This window comes from Streptomyces sp. NPDC050759, from assembly GCF_044456945.1.
In the GTDB taxonomy this organism is placed as follows: Bacteria; Actinomycetota; Actinomycetes; order Streptomycetales; family Streptomycetaceae; genus Streptomyces.
Map to the genome: position 1 here is coordinate 245905 of NZ_JBITGI010000010.1, position 23038 is coordinate 268942.

Consider the following 23038-nt stretch of genomic DNA (forward strand, 5'->3'; position numbering starts at 1 on the left):
GTGTCCGGCAATCCCACCCGGGCACCCCGCCGGAGACCACGACGGGCCCAGGATCGTCCGATCCAGGGCCCGGCAGCAGGTGTTCGGTCAGTTCACGCCGACGTGGGCGTTGACGCTCGCCGCGACACCCTCGGTGGAGACGAGGGCGTCGACGTCGGCGCAGACCTCGAGGTGGGCCAGCTGGAGGTGCAGACCGGCCGTGGTCGCGGCGGCGGCACCGCCGGAGACGTTGTCCAGGTCGGCATCGGTGAGCTCGGCCGCTACGAGGTGGGGGGCGACGTTCATGGCGCGCGGTTCCTTTCGCATGAGCAATCCTCGAGGAGGAGGGACACCGGATGGAAGCACGCCGGGCATGAACACGGCCAGCCAGTCGGCCACCCTCCACAGGACGTTCCCGTTCCCGGCCTCACCGCTCGCAACATGGTCACCCAATCCGCCGGTTCCTTCACAGAATTTGCTGCCGCAGCGACCGACCCTCCATCGCAGTGCCGTTCCGAAGGCGGAGACTCCACCACCGAAGAGCGGTGCGGAAAACGTTTTATCCGCGGCCGGGGTAGACTTGCGTCGCCTGCGTGGAACAGCGAGGGGGTGGACGTCATTTCGGTTCGCCCCGCCCGTATCCAGGACGTCGCGGCCGCCGCCGGAGTCTCGGTCTCCACGGTGTCGAACGTCCTGAACCGGCCCGAGCGGGTCAACGCCCGCACCGCCGAACGGGTCCGCGACGCGGTCGCCGCCCTCGACTACGTCCCCCATCCGGGAGCCGCAGGACTGCGCACCGGGCATTCCTCGTCGATCGGCCTGGTACTGCCGGACGTGGCCAACTCCTTCTACTCGCGCATCGCGCGCGGCGCCGCGGACGCGGCCTACGAACACGGCTACTCCCTCGTCCTGTGCGACAGCGGGGACGCCCCGGAGCGGGAGCAGGGCTACTTCACCATGCTCATCGAACAGCGGGCGGTCGGCGCGGTCGTGGTGCCGCTCAGCGCCGACCCCACCCGGCTGTCACGGCTGCGCGAGCGCGGTATCCCGCTCGTGCTGGCGGACCGTGCCATGCCCGCCCAGGACGGCTGTTCCGTCTCCGTCGACGACATCGCCGGCGGCCGCATCGCCGTGCAGCACCTCCTGGACCGCGGGGCGCGCGACGTCCTCGTCGTGAACGGCGAGCGCACGATCCGTCAGTGCGCCGACCGCTACCAGGGCGCCCGGCAGGCCGTGCGCACCCGGCGCGAGGCCCGCCTCGACCAGGTCGTCGCCGAGGAGATGACGGTGGCGTACGGCAGCGAAATAGCCCACAGTCTGGACGAGTTGCCCGACGGGGTGTTCTGCACCAACGACTTCCTCGCGGCGGGTCTGTGCCGTGCGCTCGGCGAACGCGGGGTGAAGATCCCGGAGGACGTCCAGGTGGTCGGTTACGGCGACCTGGACATCGCCAGCTTCGTGGGCACGACCCTGACGACGGTCCGCCAGCCGGTCGAGGAGCTCGGCCGGGCGGCCGTGGAGATGCTCCTGGACGAGGTGGAGGCCCGCGCGGAGCACGCCCACGAGGCACGGGTGTTCGCGCCGGGGCTGGTCCTGCGGGACTCCACCCGGGCTTCCTCAGACGCGCCGTTCTAGCGTCACCGGCCCCAGCAGGCCCGAGGGGAGCTGGGAGGGGAAGGCCCAGGCGGTCGGCGTGGCTTCGGCGAGATACGGCGCCAGGGTGTTGTGGACGGTCACTTCGAGGCGGACGGTACGCCCGGCGGTCCCGCCCAGTTCGAAGCGGTACGGCGCGCAGAACGCCTCGCCGACGAGCTCGCCGTCGACGCACACCGCGACGCTGCCGCGCACCCTCCCCAGATCCAGCACCGGGTCCGGCCCGGCCGGCACCTCCAGCGTCCGCGCATAGGTCACGCCCCCGCTCCAACCGCCCAGCCCCAGTTCGCCCCACTCCCCCAGCGGCAAGGGTGCCGGTACCGTGCGCACCCGCACCGGCCCCCGCCAGGCGGAGCCACCGCGCAGCACGGCCGTCGGGGCGGTGACGACTTCGAACTCGGCGGCCGCTGGCAGAGGTGGATTCAGCGTCAGTTCATCGCCCTCAAGGGGGAGTTCAGGCCCGCCGCTGATCCTTACTCGTGCGGGAAGCCTCAGTGGCAGGTCGAGCGACACCGTCCCCGCCGGTACCACGAACCGGAAGCGCTGCTCGATCTCCAGGAGGTCGTCGGTGGACCGCAGCGGCAGTACGGCGGACCCGAGCACCGGAGCACCGGCCAGCCACTCGGCGTCGGGCAGCGGGTGCGGCCGTACCGCCGCGCCACAGTGCTGCAACTCCCCCCACCGGCCCGTGTGTTCGATGGTCGGCCCGCTCCACTCCCCCGTCCCGGCCGCCCAGCCCGAGCCGCTGACCAGGGCGGTCGGGCCGGCCACGAGGTCGACGTAGACACCGTCCCGCGCGTCGACGCTGTCGGCCACGACGTCGAGGACGTGGTCGCCGCCGCTCAGCGTCAGTTCGTGCCGGAAGAACATCGGCACCGCGCCCCAGTCGGACTCGTAGTACTCCACCTTCTCCTGCCGTGCCACGACGGCTCCGTCGAGCAGGACGGTCACGCCCACCGCGGCACCTACGACGAGGACCGCGTCCGCCCCCTGCCCCGGGACGCCGATCCGGCCGCGGTAGGTCACGCTGCCGTCCGGTCGTACGCCGTCGGGCAGGCGCATGAACAGCGGGCGCGGCGCGAACCCGTCCGGGCGGGACAGACAGAAGTAGCTGCCCAGCGGGGTGTCGGCGGCGCCCGAGATGGTCTGCGGCCGGTCCTGGGCCTCGGACAGCTCGTACTCGAGCACATTGCGGGCCCGTTCGACGTCCACCCGGGCGGACGCCAGATAGCCGCCGCCGGTCTCCAGCGGGCTGCCGTTCCACCACACGCGTTTGACCGCCGCCGCGCCGACATGGAGATCGGCGGGTCCCCGGTGGTCCGTCTCCACGACGGCCCTGACCCGGGCGACGGTCCCGCTCACGGGTACCGGCACCCGCACGAACTCCTCCGGCACCAGCCCCTTGTTGCCGAGCAGACCGTACGGGTCCGGGATGCCGCGGCTCGACGAGTACAGCGAGACGGCCCAGCCGGTGGGCGCCAACTCCCGCTTTCCCGCGAGGACTTGCTCGACGGCGGCACGGTCCAGAGGGGCCGGGGCCTGTGCGGAGGGCACGGGCGCCAGGACGCGGACCCGGTTGCCGTAGGTCGCCCGTGTCCGCTCCCAGGAGTCGCCGCTCTCGGTCCACCGCATGGTCCAGATCTGCGGTTCGGTGACGGAGGCTCCGGCGGGCAGGGCCAGGTCGCCCCAGGTGTTGTCCATGGTGGGAGCAAGGCGGCCCTCCCAGCCGGTCGACAGGTCGGTCGTCTCCGGCGGGTTCGTGGACGACAGGGGCACAGCGTCCGCCGGAGGGCCCTCGCGCCATACGACGAGGGCGGCAGGGGCGCCCTCCAGGGGCACCTCGACGGTCGAGACGCCGTCGGCGAAGGTGACGTGTCCGGGGCGGCGGGTGCCGGTCGCCGGGTTCCAGATCTCGGCCTCGGCGATCTGGGCCCGCACGGTGACGGATGAGGTGCGGGCGTAGCGGGCGGGGTCGATCTCGTGGTGGCCCCTCGGCGGATGCGTGCGGGCGTCGGGGAACGCCCCCGTGACCAGCGCGACCGCAGCGTCGCCCTTCCGCCTGACGAGCAGCGGCACCTCGCCCGTCGCGTATCCGGCGGCCTCGGCGACCGCGGCCGCAGCGGCCTCGGCGTCGGTCACCCGTTCCAGGCGGGGGTGATCCAGAAGTGCGGCCACGACGGAGTCGTCACCGGCGAGCCCGGACGCCTGCGCCGGCGGGCGGCCGACGACCACGACCCGTCCGCCGGCGTCGAGGAGTTCGGCCAGTCGGCGGGCCGTCTCGTGCTCCAGAACGCTCGCCGAGGGCAGCAGGACCGCGGTGTACGCCAGGTCCCTGACGCGCAGGGCCCCGTCGCCGGCCTTGGCCCCCTGGACGGAGGCGTCGTCGATGACGTCGAAGGAGACACGGTGGCGGTCGAGGGCGCCGACGGCGGGCCTGAGCCAGTTGTTGGTGCCGCACAGCTCCAGGTAGTGGCGCTGGGTCTCGTCGACATCGGCGTGGGCCTCGCCGAGGCGGCCGTCGCCGAAGTGCTGGACGGGGGCGTCGAGGGGGATGAGGGCCTGCATGGTGGCGGTCGGATGCAGGACCGCCACGTCGGCGCTGTAGGTGCCCCAGGACAGGATCGAGCAGATCCGGGCGACGGCCCGGGAGAAGGCGGGGTACTGCCGCCAGTAGGGCTGGCGCCAGTCGGTGGACGGCGGCGCCCACTCGAACCAGCCGCCCGCGGTGCCGAAGTAGCTGGCGTGCGGGTTGTACAGGTTGGCGCCGCTGCGCAGGAACGGCAGCAGCCAGTCGTAGGTCTCCTCCAGGGTGCCGCCCCAGCCGGAGGAGTGGAACGACTCGATCCAGACGCGCTCGTGGCCGTAGAGGTGGGCCATCGAGGAGTGGACCTTGGCGTCACCGTGATGGTCGCTGCCGGCGGCGCTGTACCAGCGGTGGGTGCGGAAGTAGTCCGTGTAGAGCTGCGTCGACTGGGCGGGGAAGCCGGAGCGGGCGGGGTGGCTCTGGTCGCAGCCCAGGAGCAGGCCGCGCTCGTCGTGCCAGGCGGCGAGGGGACGGAACAGCGCCTCTTCGGTGAGCTCGGCACGGACGGCGTAGTAGTCGGCGCGGATCTTCCGGGCCCGGGTGGTGTCGCCGCCCGTTTCGCCGAAGAGAAGGGGCAGGTGGTCGAGGAGGTCGTAGCCGCGTCGGGCCCGGAACTCCTCGGGGAAGCGGCCGGTCCAGGAGTTGGTGGCAGGGAGTTCGTCCTGGAAGCTGCCGGCGATGACGTTGCCCAGGTACTGGGGCACGCGCCGGTCGTACTCGCGATGGATGGCGTCAAACAGGAGATCGACGGACGCCGGGTTCAGGTAGTCGAAGGCGGTGGGGACGGCGAGGACCAGGCGCACCTCGGTGCCGTCGGCGGCCTCGACACGCGCCGGACCGGTGACCGGCAGCCGCGCGCCCCCGCCGTCGTACGCCCCCAGCAGCGTCTCCGTGCCCTGCAGCGCGACCGTGCCGGCGGAGACGACGGCCAGGCGTGACCGCAGTGCGCGGCCCGCCGCCTCGGGGTGCTCCCGGGTGATGCTTCCCTGCACGTTGGCGCCGGAGAAGCCGATCTGGTCGTAGAACCACAGGCGCATGCCCAGGTCCCCGGCGATCTCGCAGGCGTCCGTGAAGCGGGCCCACCACTCCTCGCCGAACCACACCGGGTCGTCGGTGCGGGCGCCGAAGGTCGGGCCGGCCGGGGCCAGGTTGATCACCACGAGGTTGTGGACGCCGCCGTCCGCGAACCGGCGCAGCTGCCAGGCCAGGCGGTCACGGGTGACCTTCGCGCCCGACCACCACCACAGCGGGGTGGGGCCGAAGTCCCGAGGTGGGTTGTCGAACAGCTGTCGCAGGGCTGGAGAGATCACGGATGGGTCCTTCCGACGACGGCCCGGACACTCTCACGGATCAAAAACGTTTTACATCAGCCTCACCGTAGGACACCCCCGCGGCACCCACCAGATCTGCGGGGCCGTCAGGTCGTTGCCACGGATGGCCGCATGACGTCTTGTTGGAACGTTTTTACGCTCCTATAGTCGCTGGACATCGGCCGAGAACAGCGACGTCCCCCTCCGCTCGGAACCCCTCTCCCCAGACGGAGCCGCATCATGGCCCGAACCTCGCCTGCCCCGAACCAGCCGGAACCGCCCATCGAGAAGCGCCTGTGGAAGGTCGCGACCCTCTCCGGCATGGCGTCCTACCTCGACGCCGCACTCATCGTCAGCATCGGCGTCAACCTGGCGATCTACCGCGACGCCTACGACATGGGTGTCTGGATGGCCGGTGCGATCAGCGCGATCGTCACCATCTGCATCGCGGTCGGCTCCCTGGTCGGCGGACGGCTCGCCGACGTGTTCGGCCGACGCCGCCTCTACAACCTGGACATCCTCTGCTACGCGCTCGGGGCGGTCATCATCACCCTCGCGCCCGACGACATCACCCTTCTGGTGGGTGTCCTCCTCGCCGGTCTCGCGGCCGGCGCCGACCTGCCGACGTCCCTGGCCGTGGTCTCGGACGCGTCCCCCGACCACGCCCGAGGCAGGCTCATCGCGTTCACGCAGGTCATGTGGATGCTGGGCATCATCGTCGTGGTCTTCGCCGGCTTCGCCCTGTCGGACACGGGCATGCTCGGCGCACGGCTCATCACCGGCCATCTGGCGGTCGCCGCTCTGGTCACCTGGCATCTGCGCTCGCGGCTCGAGCTGGCCACCGGACCGGATCCGGCACAGGACCAGGTCCCGACGGAGAAGCCGGCCGAGCAGCAGGGTGTCGCGCTCAGGAACGTCTGGACCCGTGCCGCGCTGGTGCCCATGCTCGCGACCTTCGCCTTCTACGTCACCTGGGGACTGGGCGCCAACACCATGGGACAGTTCACGACGTATCTGCTGGTCACCGTCAGTGGTGCCTCGCAGAGCGTGGCCACCGGCATCAACCTGGCCTGTCTCCCGATCGGTCTGCTGCTGACCCTCGCCTTCGTCCGGATCGCCGACGGCCCGCGGCGCGACCGGATGTTCTACGTCGCCACGCTCGTGCAGATCGTGGCCTTCGCGATCGGCACGCTCACCCTGGGCGCCATCGTCGGCTTCCTCGTCTTCTACGTCCTCTACCAGCTGTCCTATCCCTTCGCGGGCGAGGCGAACTACAAGGTGTGGTCGCAGCTGACGCTGCCCGCGGACACCCGGGGCACCACGCAGGGGATCACCTACGCCGTCTCGCGCGGGGTGTTCGCGGGCGTCGCGTTCGTCACGCCCGCCCTGCTCGACCGGAGCCCCAGTCTGCTGCTCTGGGTGATCACCGGCTGCATGGCGCTGTCGGCCCTCGCCGGTCTGTACATCGTCCGCGTCCTCATTCCGCGCGCGTCCCCGGTCGCCACCGCACCGGCGGACGTCAAGGTCGCGCGGACCTGAACCGACCCCCGAAGGAGCGCCGACCATGGCGACGACCGAATCCACCACGACGCGTGCCGGTGCACGGGAAGCCGTGCTGGGCGAGTTGCTTCCGCCCGTGGCGCGCCGCCGACCACGGATCGGGCTGGTCTCCGGCGGGCTCGGCACCTACTGGCCGCAGTTCCCGGGGCTGCTGCCCCAGTTGAAGGAGTCGTCCGCGTATGTCGCCGATCGGCTGGGCCAGTTGGACGCGGAGGTGACGGACGCCGGGTTCGTCTCCGACGCGCAGGAGGGCGCGGCCGCCGCCGAGCAACTGAGGCGGGCCGACTGCGATCTGATCGTGCTGTTCCTGACGACGTATCTGACCTCGTCGATGGTGCTGCCGATCGCGCAGCGCACCCACACCCCGGTGCTGGTCGTCGACCTCCAGCCGTCCCAGCGGATGGACCACGCCTCCTTCGACACGGGTGACTGGCTGGCGTACTGCTCGCAGTGCTCGGTGCCGGAGGTCGGCAACGTCTTCCGCCGGGCGGGTGTCCCGTTCCGTTCGGTGTCGGGCTGGCTGCGGCAGGAGTCGGCGTGGCGGCGCGTCGAGCGGTGGGTGCGGGCCGCGCACGTCCGGGCCGCGCTCCGGCACGCCCGGCACGGACTGATGGGGCACGTGTATCCGGGGATGCTCGATGTGCAGACCGATCCGACGCTGCTGTCGGCGACGTTCGGCTCGCACGTCGAGGTGCTGGAGTTCGACGATCTGCGGCACCGGGTGGAGAAGGTGACCGAGGCTCAGACCCGGGAGCGGGTGCAGCTCGCCCGGCGGATCTTCACCGTCGACGACAGCGTGGTCGACGAGGACTTCGCGTGGGGCGCGACCGTGTCGGTGGCTCTCGACCGGCTGGTGGAGGACTTCGGTCTCGACACCCTCGCGTACTACCACCGGGGCCTCGACGGCGAGTTGCACGAGCGGCTCGGCGCCGGGATGATCCTGGGCGCCTCCCTGCTCACCGCCCGCGGTGTGCCCGCGGCCGGTGAGTTCGAACTGCGCACCAGCCTCGCTCAGTTGGCCTCGCAGAGTGTCGGTGCCGGAGGCTCCTTCACCGAGATCCAGGCGCTCAACTTCGAGGACGGCGTGGTGGAGATGGGCCACGACGGGCCGGCCCACCTCGCGCTCAGTGCCCGGGACCCGCTGCTGCGCGGCCTCGGTGTCTATCACGGCAAGCGCGGCTGGGGTGTCAGCGTGGAGTTCGACGTCCGGCAGGGGCCGGTCACGCTGCTCGGTCTCGGCCAAGACGCCGACGGCAGCCTGTCGTTCATCACGTCCGAGGGCACGGTCGTGCCCGGTCCGCTGCTGGAGATCGGCAACACCACCAGCCGGGTCGACTTCGGCCGGGATCCCGGTGAGTGGGTCGACGCGTGGAGCGCCACGGGGGTGGGGCATCACTGGTCGCTGGCGGTGGGGCACCACGGCGCCGATTTCGGGGCGGCGGCGAGTCTGCTGGGGATCGACCACCGGGAGGTGTAGCCCCGGTCAGGGAGCCTCGGTTGCCCGGACCCGGGCCAGGACGTCCCGGATCAGCTCGGCGCTGATCATGAAATGCTCCCGGGCTGTCTCCTCCGCACGCTCCGGCTCACCCGCCGCGACGGCCTCGTAGAGCGCTGTGTGCCCGTGACCGGCCTGTTCGTGGTGGGAGCGCTCGCCTTTCCCCCAGGGTTCGATCGGGAAGCCCAGACTGATCCGGGTCAGCAGGTCCCGGCTGAGCTGGGCGATCTGCGGATTGTGGGTGGCCGCGCAGATCGCCCGGTGGAACGCGCTGTCGGCGGCCTGCTCCTGGCGGGGTGTGCTCGCGCCGAGGTGCGCCTGGAGCGCCTCGCGCATCGGCTCCAGGTCCTCGGGGCGCCGGCGTCGGGCAGCCGTCGCGGCCACCATGCCCTCCACCAGCCCACGCAGATCGAAGAGTTGCTCGAACTCCGCCCAGCGGGGCAGCAGCGTGCGGCGGACCGCGGCGCCGGAGGACTCGGTCCAGCTGTCGCGGACGAACGCTCCGCCGTTGCGGCCCCGGCGGATCTCGATGACGCCCAGCGCCAGGAGGCGTGCGACCGCCTCGCGCACGGTGGGACGGCTGACGTGCAGCAGCGCGGTGAGCTCGCGTTCGGCGGGCAGCCGCTCACCGGGCAGGAAGTCTCCGACGGCGATCGCGGTGAGCAGCCGGTCGGCGACCTCGTCGACCGCCGAACTCACCCGGACCGGACGCAGCGAGGACGACGGACTGTCGCCGAGCAGGACACGGTCGAGAACGCGAGAGAACTCGTCACCGGGTTCAGATGCGGATGTCAGTTGTCCTCCTGCGAGTCGCCGTTTCTGTTAACGCGCACGGGCCACGTGAACCCGCTGTTACGTCTTGCACTCACCCCACCAAAAGGTCTTGTGGACTGACCTTTTGCCCCCTCACTATCGCATCCATCCGTCACATCCCAACTATTTTCAGACGGCGGTCGGCTGGTTCCGACCGGTCTGGGAGGCTTCCCCGTGGCGATCCCCGAACCGAACCACACCGGAACCGTCGACTTCAACGGCCATTCCACCTGGTACCGGATCACGGGCGAACCGGGCAGGACACCCCTGGTGGTCCTGCACGGCGGGCCCGGTGCCGGTCACCACTACACGCTCAGCATCGCGGGCATCTCCGAGCAGGGCCGCCCCGTGATCCACTACGACCAGCTCGGCACCGGGTTCTCCACCCATCTGCCCGGCGAGGGCGCCGACTTCTGGACGGTCCAGCTCTTCCTCGACGAGCTGGACAACCTGCTCAAGGAGCTGGGCATCGCTGACGGCTACCACATCCTCGGCCAGTCCTGGGGCGGCATGCTCGCCGCCGAGCACGCGGTACGCCGCCCGCCCGGGTTGCGCGGACTGGTCATCGCCGACTCCCCCGCGTCCATGAAGCTGTGGCTCGAGGCGGCGGCCGAACTGCGCGCCGAGCTCCCCGAGGAGGTCCAGCACACCCTGCACGCCCACGAGGCTGCCGGGACCACGGACCACCCCGACTACCGGGCGGCCGAACAGGTCTTCAACGAGCGCCATGTGTGCCGTCTGGTGCCCAACCCGCCCGAGGTGCAGGCCACTTGGGACAACATCGCGGCCGATCCGACCGTGTACCACACGATGAACGGCCCCAATGAGTTCCATGTCGTCGGCACCCTCAAGGACTGGTCGGTCATCGACCGGCTGCATCTGATCGAGGTGCCGACCCTGCTGGTGTCCGGGCGCTTCGACGAGGCGACCCCCGAGACCGTCCGCCCCTTCGCCGACCGCATCCCCGATGTGCGCTGGCACATGTTCGAGCATTCGAGCCACATGCCGCACGTCGAGGAGGAGCAGCTCTACCTCCGGGTCGTCGGCGAGTTCCTCGACGCCACCGACTGACCCCGGGAGTTCCCAGCCATGTCCCGCACTGCCAGACGGGGCGCGCTCGCCGCCGCCACCGTCGCCCTCACGCTCACCGCGGCCGCCTGTTCGTCCTCCTCCGACCCGGGCTCCTCCTCCGGCCCGGGCGCCTCCTCCTCGGGCTCCTCCGCCTTCCAGGCCCAGCACAAGGGCGGCACCCTGAAGCTGGTCGCCCACGCGGCTGCGGGCAGCTTCGACCCGCAGGTCAACTACACGCTCCAGTACTGGCAGTTGTTCCAGTCGATGTACGACGGGCTGCTCGCCTTCAAGAAGGTCAACGGGCAGGAGTCCTTCACCGTCGTCCCCGACCTGGCCACGGCCATGCCGAAGGTGACCAACGGCGGCAAGACCTACACCTTCACGCTCCGCAGGGGCGTCACCTTCTCCAACGGCAAGGCCCTGACCACCGACGACGTGGTGGCGTCCTTCCAGCGCATCTTCAAGGTCTCCAGCCCCACCGCGGGCACCTTCTACAACGGCATCGTCGGCGCCGACGCCTGTCTGAAGACGCCGGCCTCCTGCACCCTGTCCAAGGGCGTGATCGGTGACGCCAAGGCCAACACGGTCACCGTCAATCTGACGGCCCCGGACCCGGAGTTCGAGTACAAGCTGGCCGTCCCGCACGCCGTCGTCGTACCGAAGGACTCGCCGACGAAGGACGCCGGGACCAAGCCGCTGCCGTCGACCGGGCCGTACATGGCGGCCTCGTACGACCCCAACCGGGCGCTCAAGCTGGTCCGCAACCCGCACTTCAAGGAGTGGTCGCGGCAGGCGGAGCCGCAGGGCTATCCCGACGCCATCGACTACACCTTCGGCCAGACCGTGGAGTCCGAGGTCACCGCCATCGAGAACGGCCAGGCGGACTGGATGTACGACGCGCCGCCCGCCGACCGCCTCAACGAGATCGGCACCAAGTACGCCTCGCGGGCGCACGTGAACCCGCTGACGGCGTTCTGGTACGCGACGCTCAACGTCAACATGGCGCCCTTCAACAACAAGTTGGCGCGTCAGGCGATCAACTGGGCCGTGGACCGGTCCGCCGTGGTGCGCCTGTACGGCGGCACCAACCTCGCCTCTCCCGCGTGCACGGTCCTGCCGCCCGGCTTCCCCGGGCACGTCGAATCGTGCGCCTACACCAAGGGCGGCGGGACGACCTGGAAGGCCGCGGACCTCGCCAAGGCCAAGGAGCTCGTGAAGCAGTCCGGTACGGCGGGACAGGAGGTCGGCATCGTCGTCCAGGACGACGACGTCAACAAGTCGATCGGTCAGTACCTGCAGAGCCTGCTCACCCAGCTCGGCTACAAGGCGACCCTCAAGCCGCTGTCGGGGAACATCCAGTTCACCTACATCCAGAACACCAAGAACAAGGTGCAACTCGCCCTGACGTCCTGGTACCAGGACTATCCCGCGGCCTCCGACTTCCTCAACGTGCTGCTCTCCTGCGCGAGTTACCACCCCGGCAGCGACTCCAGCATCAACATCTCCGGGTTCTGCGACAAGGGCGTCGACGCGAAGATGCAGGCGGCGCTGAAGACCTCGCAGACCGACAAGGCGAGCGCCGACAAGCAGTGGGGTGCCATCGACCAGACGGTCATGGCCCAGTCGCCGGTGGTACCGCTGATCAACCCGAAGATGATCGACTTCACGTCGACGCGGGTCGGCAACTACCAGTTCAGCAAGCAGTTCTACATGCTGGTCGGGCAGTTGTGGGTGAAGTGACCCTGTCCCCGTCGGCCGGGGCCCGGCGCTCGCCGGGCCCCTGGCGGACCGCCGCCGGCGACCTGCTGCGCAACAGGACGGCGCTGGCCGCCGCCGCGGTCCTGCTCCTCGTCGTGCTGGCGACCCTGTGCGCCCCGCTCTACGCGGACCACATAGCCCACACCGACCCCTTCCAGTCCCATGTCTCCGGCACCACGGTCGTGGACGGCAAGACCGTGCCGGTGCTCACCCCGAGCAGCACGGGCCTCGGCCTGGGCGTCACCCCGATCGGCCCGACCTGGGACCCCGGCCACTACTTCCTCGGCGCCGACAACCAGGGCCGGGATGTGCTGGCCCGGCTGCTGTACGGCGGTCGTACGAGCCTGTTCATCGGGTTCACGGCGGCGCTGCTCACCTGCGCAGTCGGTACGGCCGTGGGGGTCGTCGCCGGGTACGCGGGCGGAATCGTGGACGCCGTCATCTCGCGGGTCCTGGACGTCGTCTGGGCGTTCCCGGTGTATCTGCTGGCCATCTGTCTGTCGGTGGTGCTGCTCACCAACGGACTTCGTCTCGGTCCCCTGACCGTCGACGCGGGAAGTCTCTGGCTGCCCGTCACGATCATCGCGGCGATCTACGTGCCGTACATCGCACGGCCGTTGCGCGGTCAGGTGCTGGTGCTGCGCAACAAGGAGTACATCCAGGCGGCCGTCGGCTCCGGCGCCCCCACCCCGCGCATCCTGCGCCGAGAGGTGCTGCCGAACGTCGTGCCGACGGCGATCGTGTTCGTCCCGCTGATGACCGCGCTCGCCATGCTCACCGAGTCGGCGCTGTCCTTCCTGTCCGTCGGTGTCCAGCCACCCGACGCCAGCTGGGGCACGATCATCGAAGACGGCCTGGGGCTCCTCTACACCCGGCCGGCCGTGACGATCGCGCCCGGTCTGCTGATCGCCCTGACCACCGGCGCGCTCAACGTCCTCGGTGACGGGGTGCGTGACGCGCTCGACCCGAGCGCCCGGCTGCGCGGAGGGGTGTGACCATGCTCGTCTTCGCCCTCAAGCGCTTCGGCTCGGCCCTGCTGGTGATGTTCGCGATCAGTGTGCTGGTGTTCCTGATCTTCTTCGCCACTCCGGGAGTCGACCCGGCGGCACGCATCGCGGGCCGCAACGCCGACCCGGCCACCCTCGCCCAGGTGCGGCACTCCTTCGGACTGGACCGGCCGATGCCGATCCGCTATCTGCTGATGATGCGTCACCTGCTCATCGACCGGGATCTGGAGTCGTTCGTCAACCGCGGCTCCCGGGTCATCCCGCAGATCATCCAGGCCACCCCCGTGACCCTGTCCCTGGTCATCGGCGCGGCCCTGATCTGGATGACGGCCGGCATCCTCATGGGCACGGCCGCGGCGACCCTGCGCGGCCGCGCCGCCGACCCGCTGATCATGCTGGTGGGCGTGGTCGGCGTCTCGCTCCCGGCCTACTGGCTCGGCGAGGTCGTCAACCTCCTCACCCAGAAGCAGCTGCACGACTCGCTCTTCTCCTGGGTGCCCCCACCCGGCTACGTCGGTCTCGGCCAGGACCCCGGCCAGTGGGCGCTGCACATGCTCTTCCCGTGGCTGACGCTCGCCCTCCTGTACGCCGGGATCTACGCCCGGCTGCTGCGCGGCGAGGTCGTCACCGCACTGAACGAGGACTACGTCCGTACGGCCCGCGCCAAGGGTCTGTCCGAGCGGCGGATCCTGCTCCGGCACGCCCTGCGCTGCTCGCTGATCCCGATCGTGTCGCTGTTCGGCCTGGACTTCGGAGCGCTCGTCGGCGGGGCCGCGCTCCTGACCGAGGTGGTCTTCGGCCTGCCCGGCATCGGCAAGCTCACCTTCGACGCCCTGCAGAACCTGGACCTGCCCGTGATCATGGGCACGGTGCTGTACGCGGCGTTCTTCGTGGTCCTCGCCAACGCCCTGGTGGACATCCTGTACGCGCGACTCGATCCGAGGGCCCGCCATGCCTGAACCGCTACTGGACGTACGTGACTTGCGCGTGCGGTTCCGTACCCGCCAGGGCCTCGTCACGGCCGTCGACGGTCTCTCCTTCTCGGTCGCTCCGGGCGAAGTCCTGGGCGTGGTGGGCGAGTCGGGCTCCGGTAAGAGCGTGTCGATGCTCGCCGTGCTGCGGCTGCTCACCAACCCGAACGTGAGCGTGTCGGGTGAAGTCCTCTTCCGGGGCCGTGACCTGCTCACCCTGCCCGACAAGGAGATGCGTGCGGTGCGGGGCCGCCAGATCGCGATGGTCTTCCAGGACCCGATGACCGCCCTGACCCCGGTGTACACCGTGGGCTGGCAGATCGCCGAGGCGATCCGGGCGCACGAACAGGTCTCCCGCAAGGAAGCACACGCGCGTGCCGCCCAACTGCTCTCGGACGTCGGCATCCCCGACGCGGCCTCGCGGGTGAACGCCTACCCGCACGAGTTCTCCGGCGGGATGCGGCAGCGCGCGGTCATCGCGATGGCGCTCTCGTGCAGCCCCTCACTGCTGATCGCCGACGAGCCGACGACGGCACTGGACGTCACTGTCCAGGCGCAGATCCTCGATCTGATGCGGGAACTCAACGCAGGGGGCTCGGCGATGGTGCTCATCACCCACGACATGGGCGTGGTCTCCCAGATCGCCGACCGGGTGCTGGTCATGTACGGCGGCCGGGCGGCCGAGGAGGGCCCGCGGCGGGCGGTGTTCCACGATCCGCGGCACCCGTACACCTGGGGTCTGCTCGACTCGGTGCCCCGGGTGGGCGGTCCCCGGCTGCGGCGGCTGCCCACCATCGCGGGCGTGCCGGTCGCACCGGGTGGCGTTCCGGAGGGGTGCGCGTTCGCGCCGCGTTGCCGGCTGCGGCACGACCGGTGCGAGGAACGGCCCGTTCTGTCGGGTGACACCCACCTCGACGCCTGCTGGCTGCCGTCCGGCGACCGGGCCGGCCTGCGAGTGAGCGCGAGAGACACGGAGGCGGCGTCGTGACGGCACAGGACATCGTGGCGGTGGACACGGACGCACCGCCCGCCGGAGAGGTCCTCCTGAGGGCCACGGACGTCACCAAGCACTACCCCGTGCGCGGCAGACGCCAGGTGCTGCGTGCCGTCGACGGGGTCTCCCTGGCGGTGCGCGGCGGCGAAACCCTCGGCGTCGTCGGGGAGTCCGGCTGCGGCAAGTCCACGCTGGGCCGGTGCCTGGTCCGGCTCACCGAACTCACGGGCGGACGCGTCGAGTTCGACGGTCAGGACATCTCCACGCTGTCCGCGCGACGGCTGCGTCCGGTACGCCCGGGCATGCAACTGGTCTTCCAGGACCCGCAGGCCTCGCTCAACCCCCGCCGTCGCGCCGGGGACATCGTGGCCGAGCCGCTGCTGGTGCACCGGTACGGCGACGCGTCCGCGGTCCGCCGCAGGGTACGGGAACTCTTCGACGTCGTAGGACTGGCGGCGGCCCATCTGGACCGGTATCCGCACGAGTTCTCCGGCGGTCAGCGCCAACGCATCGGTATCGCACGCGCCTTGGCGACGAATCCGAAGCTGATCGTGGCCGACGAGCCGGTGTCGGCGCTGGATGTGTCGATCCAGGCGCAGGTGCTGAACCTCTTCGCGGATCTCCAGGAGGAGTTCGGACTCACGTACGTCTTCATCGCGCACGATCTCGGTGTGGTGCGTCATGTCTCGGACCGGATCGCCGTCATGTATCTCGGTGAGATCGTCGAGCTCGCCGGCACGGAGGCGTTGTACGCGGACCCGGCCCATCCGTACACGCAGGCCCTGCTGTCGGCGGTACCGGACATCGACGACGGGACGTTCGCCGAGGACGGGCCGCCCCGGGAGCGCATCGTGCTGACCGGCGAGGTGCCCAGTCCGGCGGACAAGCCGACGGGATGCCCGTTCCGCACGCGTTGCCCGTACGCCCGGGATGTGTGTGCGGTGGAACGCCCGCGGCTCACGCCGAACGCCTCCGGCCGTCAGGTGGCCTGTCACTACCCGCTGGCCGGCTGAGGTGGTGAGGTCGGGCCCGGGGTCTGCAGCCCCCGGGCCGGTCACCCGGCCGTCAGGTTCAGGTCCTCAGGTTCAGCCGAACTGACCGACCACGTAGTCGCCGGCCGGCTGCTGGGTCATGACGTTCAGCCGGTTGAAGGCGTTGATGACGGCGATCAGGGAGACCAGGGCGAGGAGCTGCTCCTCGTCGTAGTGCTTGGCGGCGTTCTCCCAGACCTCGTCCGGGACACCGGACCCGTCGGCGAGGCGGGTGCCCTGCTCGGCCAGCTCCAGCGCGGCGCGCTCGGCCTCGGTGAAGACCTTGGCCTCACGCCACGCGGCGACCATGTGGAGGCGCTGCGCGGTCTCCCCCGCGGCGGCCGCCTCCTTGGTGTGCATGTCGAGGCAGAACCCGCAGCCGTTGATCTGGCTTGCGCGGATCTTCACCAGTTCCTGGGTCGTCATCGGCAGTCCCGAGTCCGTGACCACCTTGCCCGCGGAGGCGAAGTGCTTCAGCAGCTTGCCGGCCAGCGGGCTGGCGAAGACGTCGAGTCGGGCTTCCATGGTGTGCTCCTTCTGCCGTTGTCGATGGCTACACACCTACGACGGAACGGCCCGGCGGATTGTGACGCCCACGAATGTGACCTGCGTCTCCCCAGCGCGTCAGCCGCCGTACGCCTTCTTCCAGCGGGCCCGATGCCGTGCGTCGCCCTGGCCCCGGCCGTTCACCGGGCCCAGCGACACGAGGGAGGTCCCGTTGTTCCACAGGCCGAGGAGGTCGCGGTGCACGGCGAGGATGTCGTGCTCCAGCGCGAACTTCTCGGAGGGGCCTGTGAAGCGTGAGGTCGTCACGAAGACGGCCACGTCGGCGCGGAAGTGCACCCGGGCGCCCAGCAGATCGCGCAGTTCGCGATTGGGGATCGCCCTGCTCGGTGCGTACCGCTTGCACTGGACGACCATCGTGCGGCCGTCCGGCAGCCGGCCCAGGACATCGGCGCCGTTGTCACCCGCACCGCCGACCCGCCGGACCTCCGTGCACCCGTCCCGCCGGCACAGAGCCGCGACCAGTTCCTCGAACTCGGTGCCCGTCATGACGTCCACCTCGGCGAGGGTCCGGCGGCCCGCCTTCACCGCCTCCTCCTGCCGCCAGCGACGGTCCCCGCCCCGGAGCAGCCGGTCCGTGTGCCACAACCACCAGACGACCGCCGCGCCGGCGGCGACCGACAGCACGCCCAGGAGATACGGCCACACGCCCGCCCGGAACAGCACCACGAGGACCAGCGTCACCGCGCCGCCCCACCACCACCGCCGCGCCCGCCGCCCGCGAGCGGCCGTACTCCGTCGACGCCTCGCCACAGCGCCCTCCCCCCTGTGTTCCTGCCAACGAGTCTGGGCAGCTCAGGAGGGCGTGAGAAGGGCGCGAGTCGGCCATGTCCGAGTACCGCCGTTGAACGCCGGTCGGCCGCGGCACCGAAAGGCACCGCGGCCGAAGCAGGGGGAAACCTCAGCCCTTGACGGGCGTTCCGCGGCCCCAGGCCCAGGCGAGGCGGTCGGCGCCCGACTGGTTGGTGGTCTCCAGCCACGGCCGGTTGGCCGGGCCGACGAGCTTCTGCACCGAGTAGATGTCGTCGGTGCGCAGGCCCGGCCAGTACACCGAGCCCATCTTCAGCTCGCGGAAGGTGTCGGTGACGGCCTGGACGTAGTTGACGAAGTTGTCGTCCGGGGTCTTCACGTTGTAGTTCAGACCGGTCGTCATCGGCGCGCCGAACTCGTCCGCCACGGTCCGGTTCGCGCAGTCGCCGATGCGCACCTTCAGGTCGGCCACCCACTCGTCGTAGGTGGCGTACGACTTCCAGAAGCCGTAGTGGTGCAGCGACAGGTAGGTGCCCTTCAGGCGCGGGTCGGCGCACACGGTCGTGACGTGGTCGTTGTAGCCGGCGCCGCTGACGAAGACGCGGTTGCGCGGCACGGACTTGTAGGTGTCCAGCCACTTCGCGGCGATGTCGGCCCACTGGGTATCGGTGTAGCCGTGCGGCTCGTTCATCGGCTCGAAGTAGACCCGGGAGTTGCCCTTGTAGGCCTTGACCACGGTGTTCCACATCGGCCAGTAGGTGGCCTCGTCGTCGATGAAGCCGTCCTTGCGGTCGCCCGTGCCCTCCCAGTAGGACACGATGACCTTGAAGCCGTGGGCCGTCGCGGCGTCGATGACACCCCGGTACGACTTCCAGTAGGAGCCGTTGACGGTGTACGGGTTGATCGGCAGCCGGACGGTGTTGGCGCCGAGGTTCGCCCGGAACGCCGAGATGATGCGGCTCGCCTTGGTGTACGTCTGGGCGTAGGTGTCGGAGGTCGACAGGCCCGACAGCTGGAGCTCGTCGTCGGCGAAGTTGTCGCGCGGGTCGGCCCAGTTGACGCCCTTGAACTGGGTCGTGTCGGTGGTCGGCGCGGCGGCGGAGGCGGGGCTGCCGGTGAGGGTGGCGCCGCTGACCGCGGCGATCGCGACGGCGACGAGCGAGGCACGCAGCCTCGGGGCGCGACGGGTGCTGACGGGGGTCTTGCGCATCGACCAAACCCTTTCGGAATGACAGCATGTTTACGTAAACATGACGGCGCCGGAATCGTGGCATCCGTCTCGGCGACCGTCAAGGTTTCCCACACGTAACATCCGGTGCGACACGCAACACGTTCGGCGGACGGAGGAGGCAGCAGTGGTGGAGCGGGGAGGTTCCGGTGTTCCCGGAGGCCGGCGCAAGCAGCGCGTGTCCATGGCCGACGTCGCCAAGCTGGCGGGCGTCTCCTCGCAGACGGTCTCGCGGGTCTCCAACGGTCACCCCGGGGTGGTCCCTGCCACGCGCGAGCAGGTGCTGGCGGCGATGCGGGAACTGGGGTACCGCCCCAACAGTGCCGCGCGGGCGCTGCGGTACGGCCAGTTCAACACCATCGGCGTGATCCTGTTCAGCCTGTCCTCGACCGGCAACAGCCGCACGGTGGAGGCGATCGCCACGCACGCGGCGGCCGAGGGGTACGCGATCACCCTGATCCCCATCGACGTGCCGACGCAGGACAACGTCCTGGGGGCCTTCACGCGGATGGGCGAGCTGGCCGTGGACGCGGTCATCGTCATCATGGAGATCCATCTCCTCGACACCGGGACGGTCAAGCTGCCGCCCGGGGTGCATGTCGTCGTCGTGGACTCGGACGCCGGCGACCGCTACAGCGTGGTCGACACGGATCAGGCGGACGGCGCGCGTCAGGCCGTACAGCATCTGCTGGATCTGGGGCATCGGACCGTCTGGCATGTGACCGGTCCGCAGGCCTCCTTCTCGGGACAGCGGCGGGCCCAGGCCTGGCGTGCGGTCCTCGAGGAGGCCGGGCGGCCGGTGCCGCCCGCGGTGTACGGGGACTGGTCGGCGGAGTCCGGTTACGCGGCAGGGCTGGTACTCGCCGAAACGCCGGACTGCACGGCCGTGTTCGCCGCCAACGACCAGATGGCGCTGGGGCTGCTGCGCGCGTTCCACGAGCGCGGGCTGTCCGTGCCGCACGACGTCAGCGTGGTCGGTTTCGACGACATCCCCGACGCGGCGTTCTTCGTGCCGCCGCTCACCACCGTCCACCAGGACTTCGCGGAGGTGGGTCATCGCTGCGTGCAGAAGGTGCTGCAGCAGATCCGCGCGCACGAAGGCGGCCGGCCCGGTACCGATCTCGTCCCGACGCGTCTGGTGGTGAGGGGGAGCAGCGGGCCGCCGCGGGGCTGACGGTACTGTCACTCGTTCGGAGTTCGTGGGAACCGGGGGAACCTGCTGTGATCGTATGGATGAACGGCCCGTTCGGCAGCGGGAAGACCACCCTCGTGGAGGAACTGCGCCCGCGATGGCCCGAAGCACTGGTCTTCGACCCGGAGATGGTCGGCTATGTGCTGCGGGAGATCGTGGAGGTGCCGACCGGTGATTTCCAGGACCTTCCGCTGTGGCGGCGGCAGGTCGCCGACCTGGCCGTCGGTCTCGTCGAGGAGTACCGGCGCCCGCTCCTGGTCCCCATGACGCTGGTGGACCCCGGCTACCTGGGCGAGATCTTCGGCGCCCTCAGGGCCGCGGACATAGTGGTCCACCACTTCTTCCTCAAGGTCCCGCCCGAGGTCCTGGTGCGGCGGATCGACGCACGGAGCTTCTTCCCCGACGACCCCGCCCGGGAGGAACGGGTGCGGGCGTGGTGCAAGGCCCGCATCGAGGCGTGCACGGCGGCGGTCGACACCTTGCCCGGCGACACGGTGTTCCTCGACGGCGAGTCGACCCCGCGGGAACTGGCCGACCAGGTGCTCGCCCACGTCGGTTGACCTTGCCCCAGGGGAAGCCCGCAGCATCGCCCCATGGTGCGAGAGAAACAGCTGCTGGTCGACGTACGGCCACTGCGGGCGGGCGCGTTCCGGCGCTTGTGGGCGGCCGGGATCGTGACCGCTCTCGGGGCTCAACTCACGGCGGTCGTCGTGCCGTTGCAGATCTACGAGTTCTCCGGTTCGTCGGCCTACGTAGGGCTGGCCGGTCTGGTGGGCCTCGCCCCGATGGCCGCGGCGGCGCTGTGGGGAGGGGTGCTCGCCGACGTACGCGACCGACGGCGGGTGCTGCTGACGACCACGGTCGGCATCGGGGTGACGTCGTTGCTGCTGTGGGCGCAGGCGTGGGCGAATCTGCGGTCGGTCGCCGTGCTGCTGGTGCTGGTGGCCGTGCAGCAGGCCTTGTTCGGCGCCAACTCCACGGTGAGCAGGGCCGTGACACCCCGTCTGGTGCGGCCCGAGTTGCTCGCGGCCGCCAACGCGCTGCAGTCGACGGTGCTCCTGTCCGCCGGGATCGCCGGTCCGCTGCTGGCCGGTGGCCTGCTGCCGGTCGTGGGCAGCCGGACGCTGTATCTGGCGGACGCGGTCGCCGTCTGCGCGACGGTGTGGGCCGTGTGGCGACTGCCGGCTCTTCCCCCGGACGGCGGCGGTGAGAGAGGACAGAGCGCGGTCCGAGGGCAGATCGCGGACGGCGTACGGTTTGTGACGAAGCATCAGATTCTGCTGGTGGTCTATCTCGCCGACTTCGCCGCGCTGTCCCTCGGTCTGCCCACCGCACTGTTCCCGCAACTGGCGGCGGAGACCTTCCACCCTTCGGACATCGGGGTGTTGTACGCCGCTGTCTCGGCCGGCGGTGTGCTGGCGGGGCTGTTCTCGGGGGCCTTCACGCGCGTCGGCCGCCACGGTGTCGCGGTGGCCGTGTCGGTCGGCGTGTGGGGTCTGGCGGTCGCGGGGTTCGGCCTTGCCCCCTCGCTCGTCGCCGCCGTGGCCTGGCTGCTGCCGGCCGGCGGTGCGCTCCTGGCCCTGGGGGTCTTCCGGAAGACGGTGCTGCAGAGCGCCGTGCCGGACGGGATGCGCGGTCGGCTCCAGGGGATCGACACCGTGGTGGCCGTCGGAGGGCCACGGCTGGGCGACCTCCTGCACGGCACGGTCGGCGCCGCCCTCGGCGTCACGTGGACCGTCACGGGCGGCGGTGTCCTGACCGTCGTGGTGGCACTCGCCCTCCTCCTGCTCTTCCCCGGGTTCCGGCGCCATCGGGCACCGGCCGGGACCGGGCAGGAGGTGATCAGCGGATGAGCCTCACTTCAGGACCAGCGGCAGCGAACCGAGGCCGCTGAGGAAGTTGGAGTAGACCGGCTTCGCCGGGCCGGTCCGTTCCATGTCCTCCACGAGATCGCGCAGCCCCTCCAGGACCGCTCCGATCTCCGCGCGGGCCAGGTAGGCGCCCAGGCAGAAGTGCGGGCCGTAGGCGAAGGTGCAGTGTTTGTTGGGGGTGCGGTCGAGGCGGAGCCGTCCGGGGTCGGCGAAGACCTGCTCGTCGTGGTTGGCGGAGGCGTTCCACACCGTCACGATGTCCCCGGCGCGGATCGGACGGCCCGCGATCTCGGTGTCGGTCGTGGCCGTGCGGCCCGAGTGCAGCGCCGGGGTGGTCCAGCGCAGGATCTCCTCCACGGCCGTGTCGACACCGGCGTCGCCCTGCTTGAGGGCCTGCCACTGGTCGGGGTGCTCCACCAGGGCCAGGGCGGCGCCGACCATGGACAGCCGGGCCGTCTCGTCACCGCCGAGGATCAGGCTGTAGCAGTTGAGCATGATCTCGTCGTCGTCCAGCGGAAACCCGTTCACCGTGCTTCCGGCGAGGAGCGCGATGACGTCCGCGTGGCCGCTGTCACGGCGGTCGCGGGCGAGGTTCGCGAAATAGAGCAGGATCTCGCTCTTGGCGATCCACGCGTCGGCGGCGGTGCCGTCGGCGTCGTGGGAGCCGAGGGCCGAGGAGGTCAGGCTCAGGACATGGGCGCGGTCGCTCTCGGGCACGCCGAGCAGGTCGCAGATCGCCCCGAGGGGGATGCCGGCGGCCACGTCGGCGGCGAAGTCGCAGTTGCCCTTGTCGATGGCCTCGCGCAGCAGCCGGTCGACCGTGCGGCGCACGCTCGCCACGACCGGCTGGAGGGCGCGCGGGGTGAACGCGGACATCAGGACGCGGCGCAGTTCCCGGTGCCGGTCCCCGTCGGTGATCGCGAGCATGCGGCCGGCCGCCGAGTCGCCGCCCGCGAGCAGGGTCTCCAGGACGTTGCCGCCCTCGGAGGTGAAGGTGGTGTTGTCGCGGTACACGGAGGTCACGTCGGTGTGCCGGGTCACCACCCAGAAACCGGGAGCCGTTTCGGTGGCCGGGTTCCAGTGGACCGGCTCGTGCTCCCTCAAGTGACGCCACACGGCGGACAGTTCGTCCTCGGCGTGCAGCCGCGGATCCGCCAGGTTCAGCGTGTCGAGCTCTTCCGGACGGATCGTCCGCCGCGTGGTCATC

Annotated in this window: 19 protein-coding genes; 12 read left to right on the forward strand and 7 right to left on the reverse strand. The window is 70.6% G+C overall.

Annotated features, from left to right (window positions below; all coding sequences use genetic code 11):
• Positions 1 to 87: 87 nt before the first annotated feature.
• A complete protein-coding gene (locus ACIBJB_RS28500; RefSeq protein ID WP_398934463.1) occupies positions 88 to 285 on the reverse strand; it encodes a hypothetical protein in 198 nt (65 codons plus the stop codon).
• Positions 286 to 588: 303 nt separating this feature from the next.
• Here ACIBJB_RS28500 and ACIBJB_RS28505 point away from each other — a divergent pair, with 303 nt between their 5' ends.
• Positions 589 to 1614, forward strand: a complete 1026-nt coding sequence (locus tag ACIBJB_RS28505; RefSeq protein WP_398934465.1) for a LacI family DNA-binding transcriptional regulator — start codon at positions 589 to 591, stop codon at positions 1612 to 1614.
• Here ACIBJB_RS28505 and ACIBJB_RS28510 read toward each other — a convergent pair.
• A complete protein-coding gene (locus ACIBJB_RS28510; protein WP_398934467.1) occupies positions 1597 to 5526 on the reverse strand; it encodes a glycosyl hydrolase in 3930 nt (1309 codons plus the stop codon). The genes ACIBJB_RS28505 and ACIBJB_RS28510 overlap by 18 nt on opposite strands.
• A 240-nt stretch (positions 5527 to 5766) precedes the next feature.
• Between ACIBJB_RS28510 and ACIBJB_RS28515 the strand changes: the two genes are divergently transcribed.
• Both ACIBJB_RS28515 and ACIBJB_RS28520 read left to right on the forward strand, forming a co-directional pair.
• Positions 5767 to 7065, forward strand: a complete 1299-nt coding sequence (locus tag ACIBJB_RS28515) for an MFS transporter (RefSeq protein WP_398934469.1) — start codon at positions 5767 to 5769, stop codon at positions 7063 to 7065.
• A gap of 25 nt (positions 7066 to 7090) precedes the next feature.
• Positions 7091 to 8563, forward strand: coding sequence for an arabinose isomerase (locus tag ACIBJB_RS28520; RefSeq protein WP_398934471.1), 1473 nt, complete (start codon positions 7091 to 7093; stop codon positions 8561 to 8563).
• Positions 8564 to 8569: 6 nt separating this feature from the next.
• Here ACIBJB_RS28520 and ACIBJB_RS28525 read toward each other — a convergent pair whose 3' ends face one another.
• Positions 8570 to 9280: a FadR/GntR family transcriptional regulator gene (locus tag ACIBJB_RS28525; protein ID WP_398934473.1), complete on the reverse strand. Its 711-nt coding sequence runs from the start codon at positions 9278 to 9280 to the stop codon at positions 8570 to 8572.
• 288 nt (positions 9281 to 9568) lie between these two features.
• On the opposite strand from ACIBJB_RS28525, the gene ACIBJB_RS28530 reads away from it, so the two are divergent.
• From ACIBJB_RS28530 to ACIBJB_RS28555, 6 genes are read left to right on the forward strand one after another with little or no spacing between them, the layout of a single operon-like run.
• On the forward strand, positions 9569 to 10465 hold the full coding sequence (locus tag ACIBJB_RS28530) for a proline iminopeptidase-family hydrolase (protein WP_398934475.1): 897 nt from the start codon (positions 9569 to 9571) through the stop codon (positions 10463 to 10465).
• An 18-nt stretch (positions 10466 to 10483) separates the two neighbouring features.
• Entirely contained in the window at positions 10484 to 12205 is a 1722-nt protein-coding gene (locus ACIBJB_RS28535) for an ABC transporter substrate-binding protein (protein WP_398934477.1), read from the forward strand.
• Positions 12193 to 13218, forward strand: coding sequence for an ABC transporter permease (locus ACIBJB_RS28540; protein ID WP_398934478.1), 1026 nt, complete (start codon positions 12193 to 12195; stop codon positions 13216 to 13218). Before ACIBJB_RS28535 ends, ACIBJB_RS28540 begins: the two co-directional genes overlap by 13 nt.
• Before the next feature lie 2 nt (positions 13219 to 13220).
• Positions 13221 to 14189 (forward strand): ABC transporter permease, encoded by a 969-nt coding sequence (locus tag ACIBJB_RS28545; protein WP_398934480.1) that lies wholly within the window; start codon positions 13221 to 13223, stop codon positions 14187 to 14189.
• Positions 14182 to 15189 (forward strand): ABC transporter ATP-binding protein, encoded by a 1008-nt coding sequence (locus ACIBJB_RS28550; protein ID WP_398934482.1) that lies wholly within the window; start codon positions 14182 to 14184, stop codon positions 15187 to 15189. Before ACIBJB_RS28545 ends, ACIBJB_RS28550 begins: the two co-directional genes overlap by 8 nt.
• A complete protein-coding gene (locus ACIBJB_RS28555) occupies positions 15186 to 16208 on the forward strand; it encodes an ABC transporter ATP-binding protein (RefSeq protein ID WP_398934484.1) in 1023 nt (340 codons plus the stop codon). The genes ACIBJB_RS28550 and ACIBJB_RS28555 overlap by 4 nt, the downstream gene beginning before the upstream one ends.
• A 72-nt stretch (positions 16209 to 16280) precedes the next feature.
• Here ACIBJB_RS28555 and ACIBJB_RS28560 read toward each other — a convergent pair whose 3' ends face one another.
• The 3 genes from ACIBJB_RS28560 to ACIBJB_RS28570 all read right to left on the reverse strand — a co-directional run bounded on the left by ACIBJB_RS28560 (position 16281) and on the right by ACIBJB_RS28570 (position 18750).
• The gene (locus tag ACIBJB_RS28560) at positions 16281 to 16751 is read right to left on the reverse strand and encodes a carboxymuconolactone decarboxylase family protein (protein ID WP_398934486.1); all 471 of its coding nucleotides are present in this window, start codon (positions 16749 to 16751) and stop codon (positions 16281 to 16283) included.
• 99 nt (positions 16752 to 16850) lie between these two features.
• Entirely contained in the window at positions 16851 to 17543 is a 693-nt protein-coding gene (locus ACIBJB_RS28565) for a restriction endonuclease (RefSeq protein WP_398934488.1), read from the reverse strand.
• Between the two features lie 148 nt (positions 17544 to 17691).
• Positions 17692 to 18750, reverse strand: a complete 1059-nt coding sequence (locus tag ACIBJB_RS28570) for a glycoside hydrolase family 5 protein (protein ID WP_398934490.1) — start codon at positions 18748 to 18750, stop codon at positions 17692 to 17694.
• A gap of 145 nt (positions 18751 to 18895) precedes the next feature.
• On the opposite strand from ACIBJB_RS28570, the gene ACIBJB_RS28575 reads away from it, so the two are divergent.
• The 3 genes from ACIBJB_RS28575 to ACIBJB_RS28585 are packed head-to-tail and all read left to right on the forward strand — an operon-like array spanning position 18896 to position 21813.
• The gene (locus ACIBJB_RS28575; protein ID WP_398934492.1) at positions 18896 to 19942 is read left to right on the forward strand and encodes a LacI family DNA-binding transcriptional regulator; all 1047 of its coding nucleotides are present in this window, start codon (positions 18896 to 18898) and stop codon (positions 19940 to 19942) included.
• Between the two features lie 47 nt (positions 19943 to 19989).
• The gene (locus tag ACIBJB_RS28580) at positions 19990 to 20520 is read left to right on the forward strand and encodes an AAA family ATPase (protein ID WP_398934494.1); all 531 of its coding nucleotides are present in this window, start codon (positions 19990 to 19992) and stop codon (positions 20518 to 20520) included.
• Between the two features lie 33 nt (positions 20521 to 20553).
• The gene (locus ACIBJB_RS28585) at positions 20554 to 21813 is read left to right on the forward strand and encodes an MFS transporter (protein ID WP_398934496.1); all 1260 of its coding nucleotides are present in this window, start codon (positions 20554 to 20556) and stop codon (positions 21811 to 21813) included.
• 3 nt (positions 21814 to 21816) lie between these two features.
• Here ACIBJB_RS28585 and ACIBJB_RS28590 read toward each other — a convergent pair whose 3' ends face one another.
• Positions 21817 to 23037, reverse strand: a complete 1221-nt coding sequence (locus ACIBJB_RS28590; protein WP_398934498.1) for a cytochrome P450 — start codon at positions 23035 to 23037, stop codon at positions 21817 to 21819.
• Between the last annotated feature and the right edge of the window lies 1 nt (position 23038).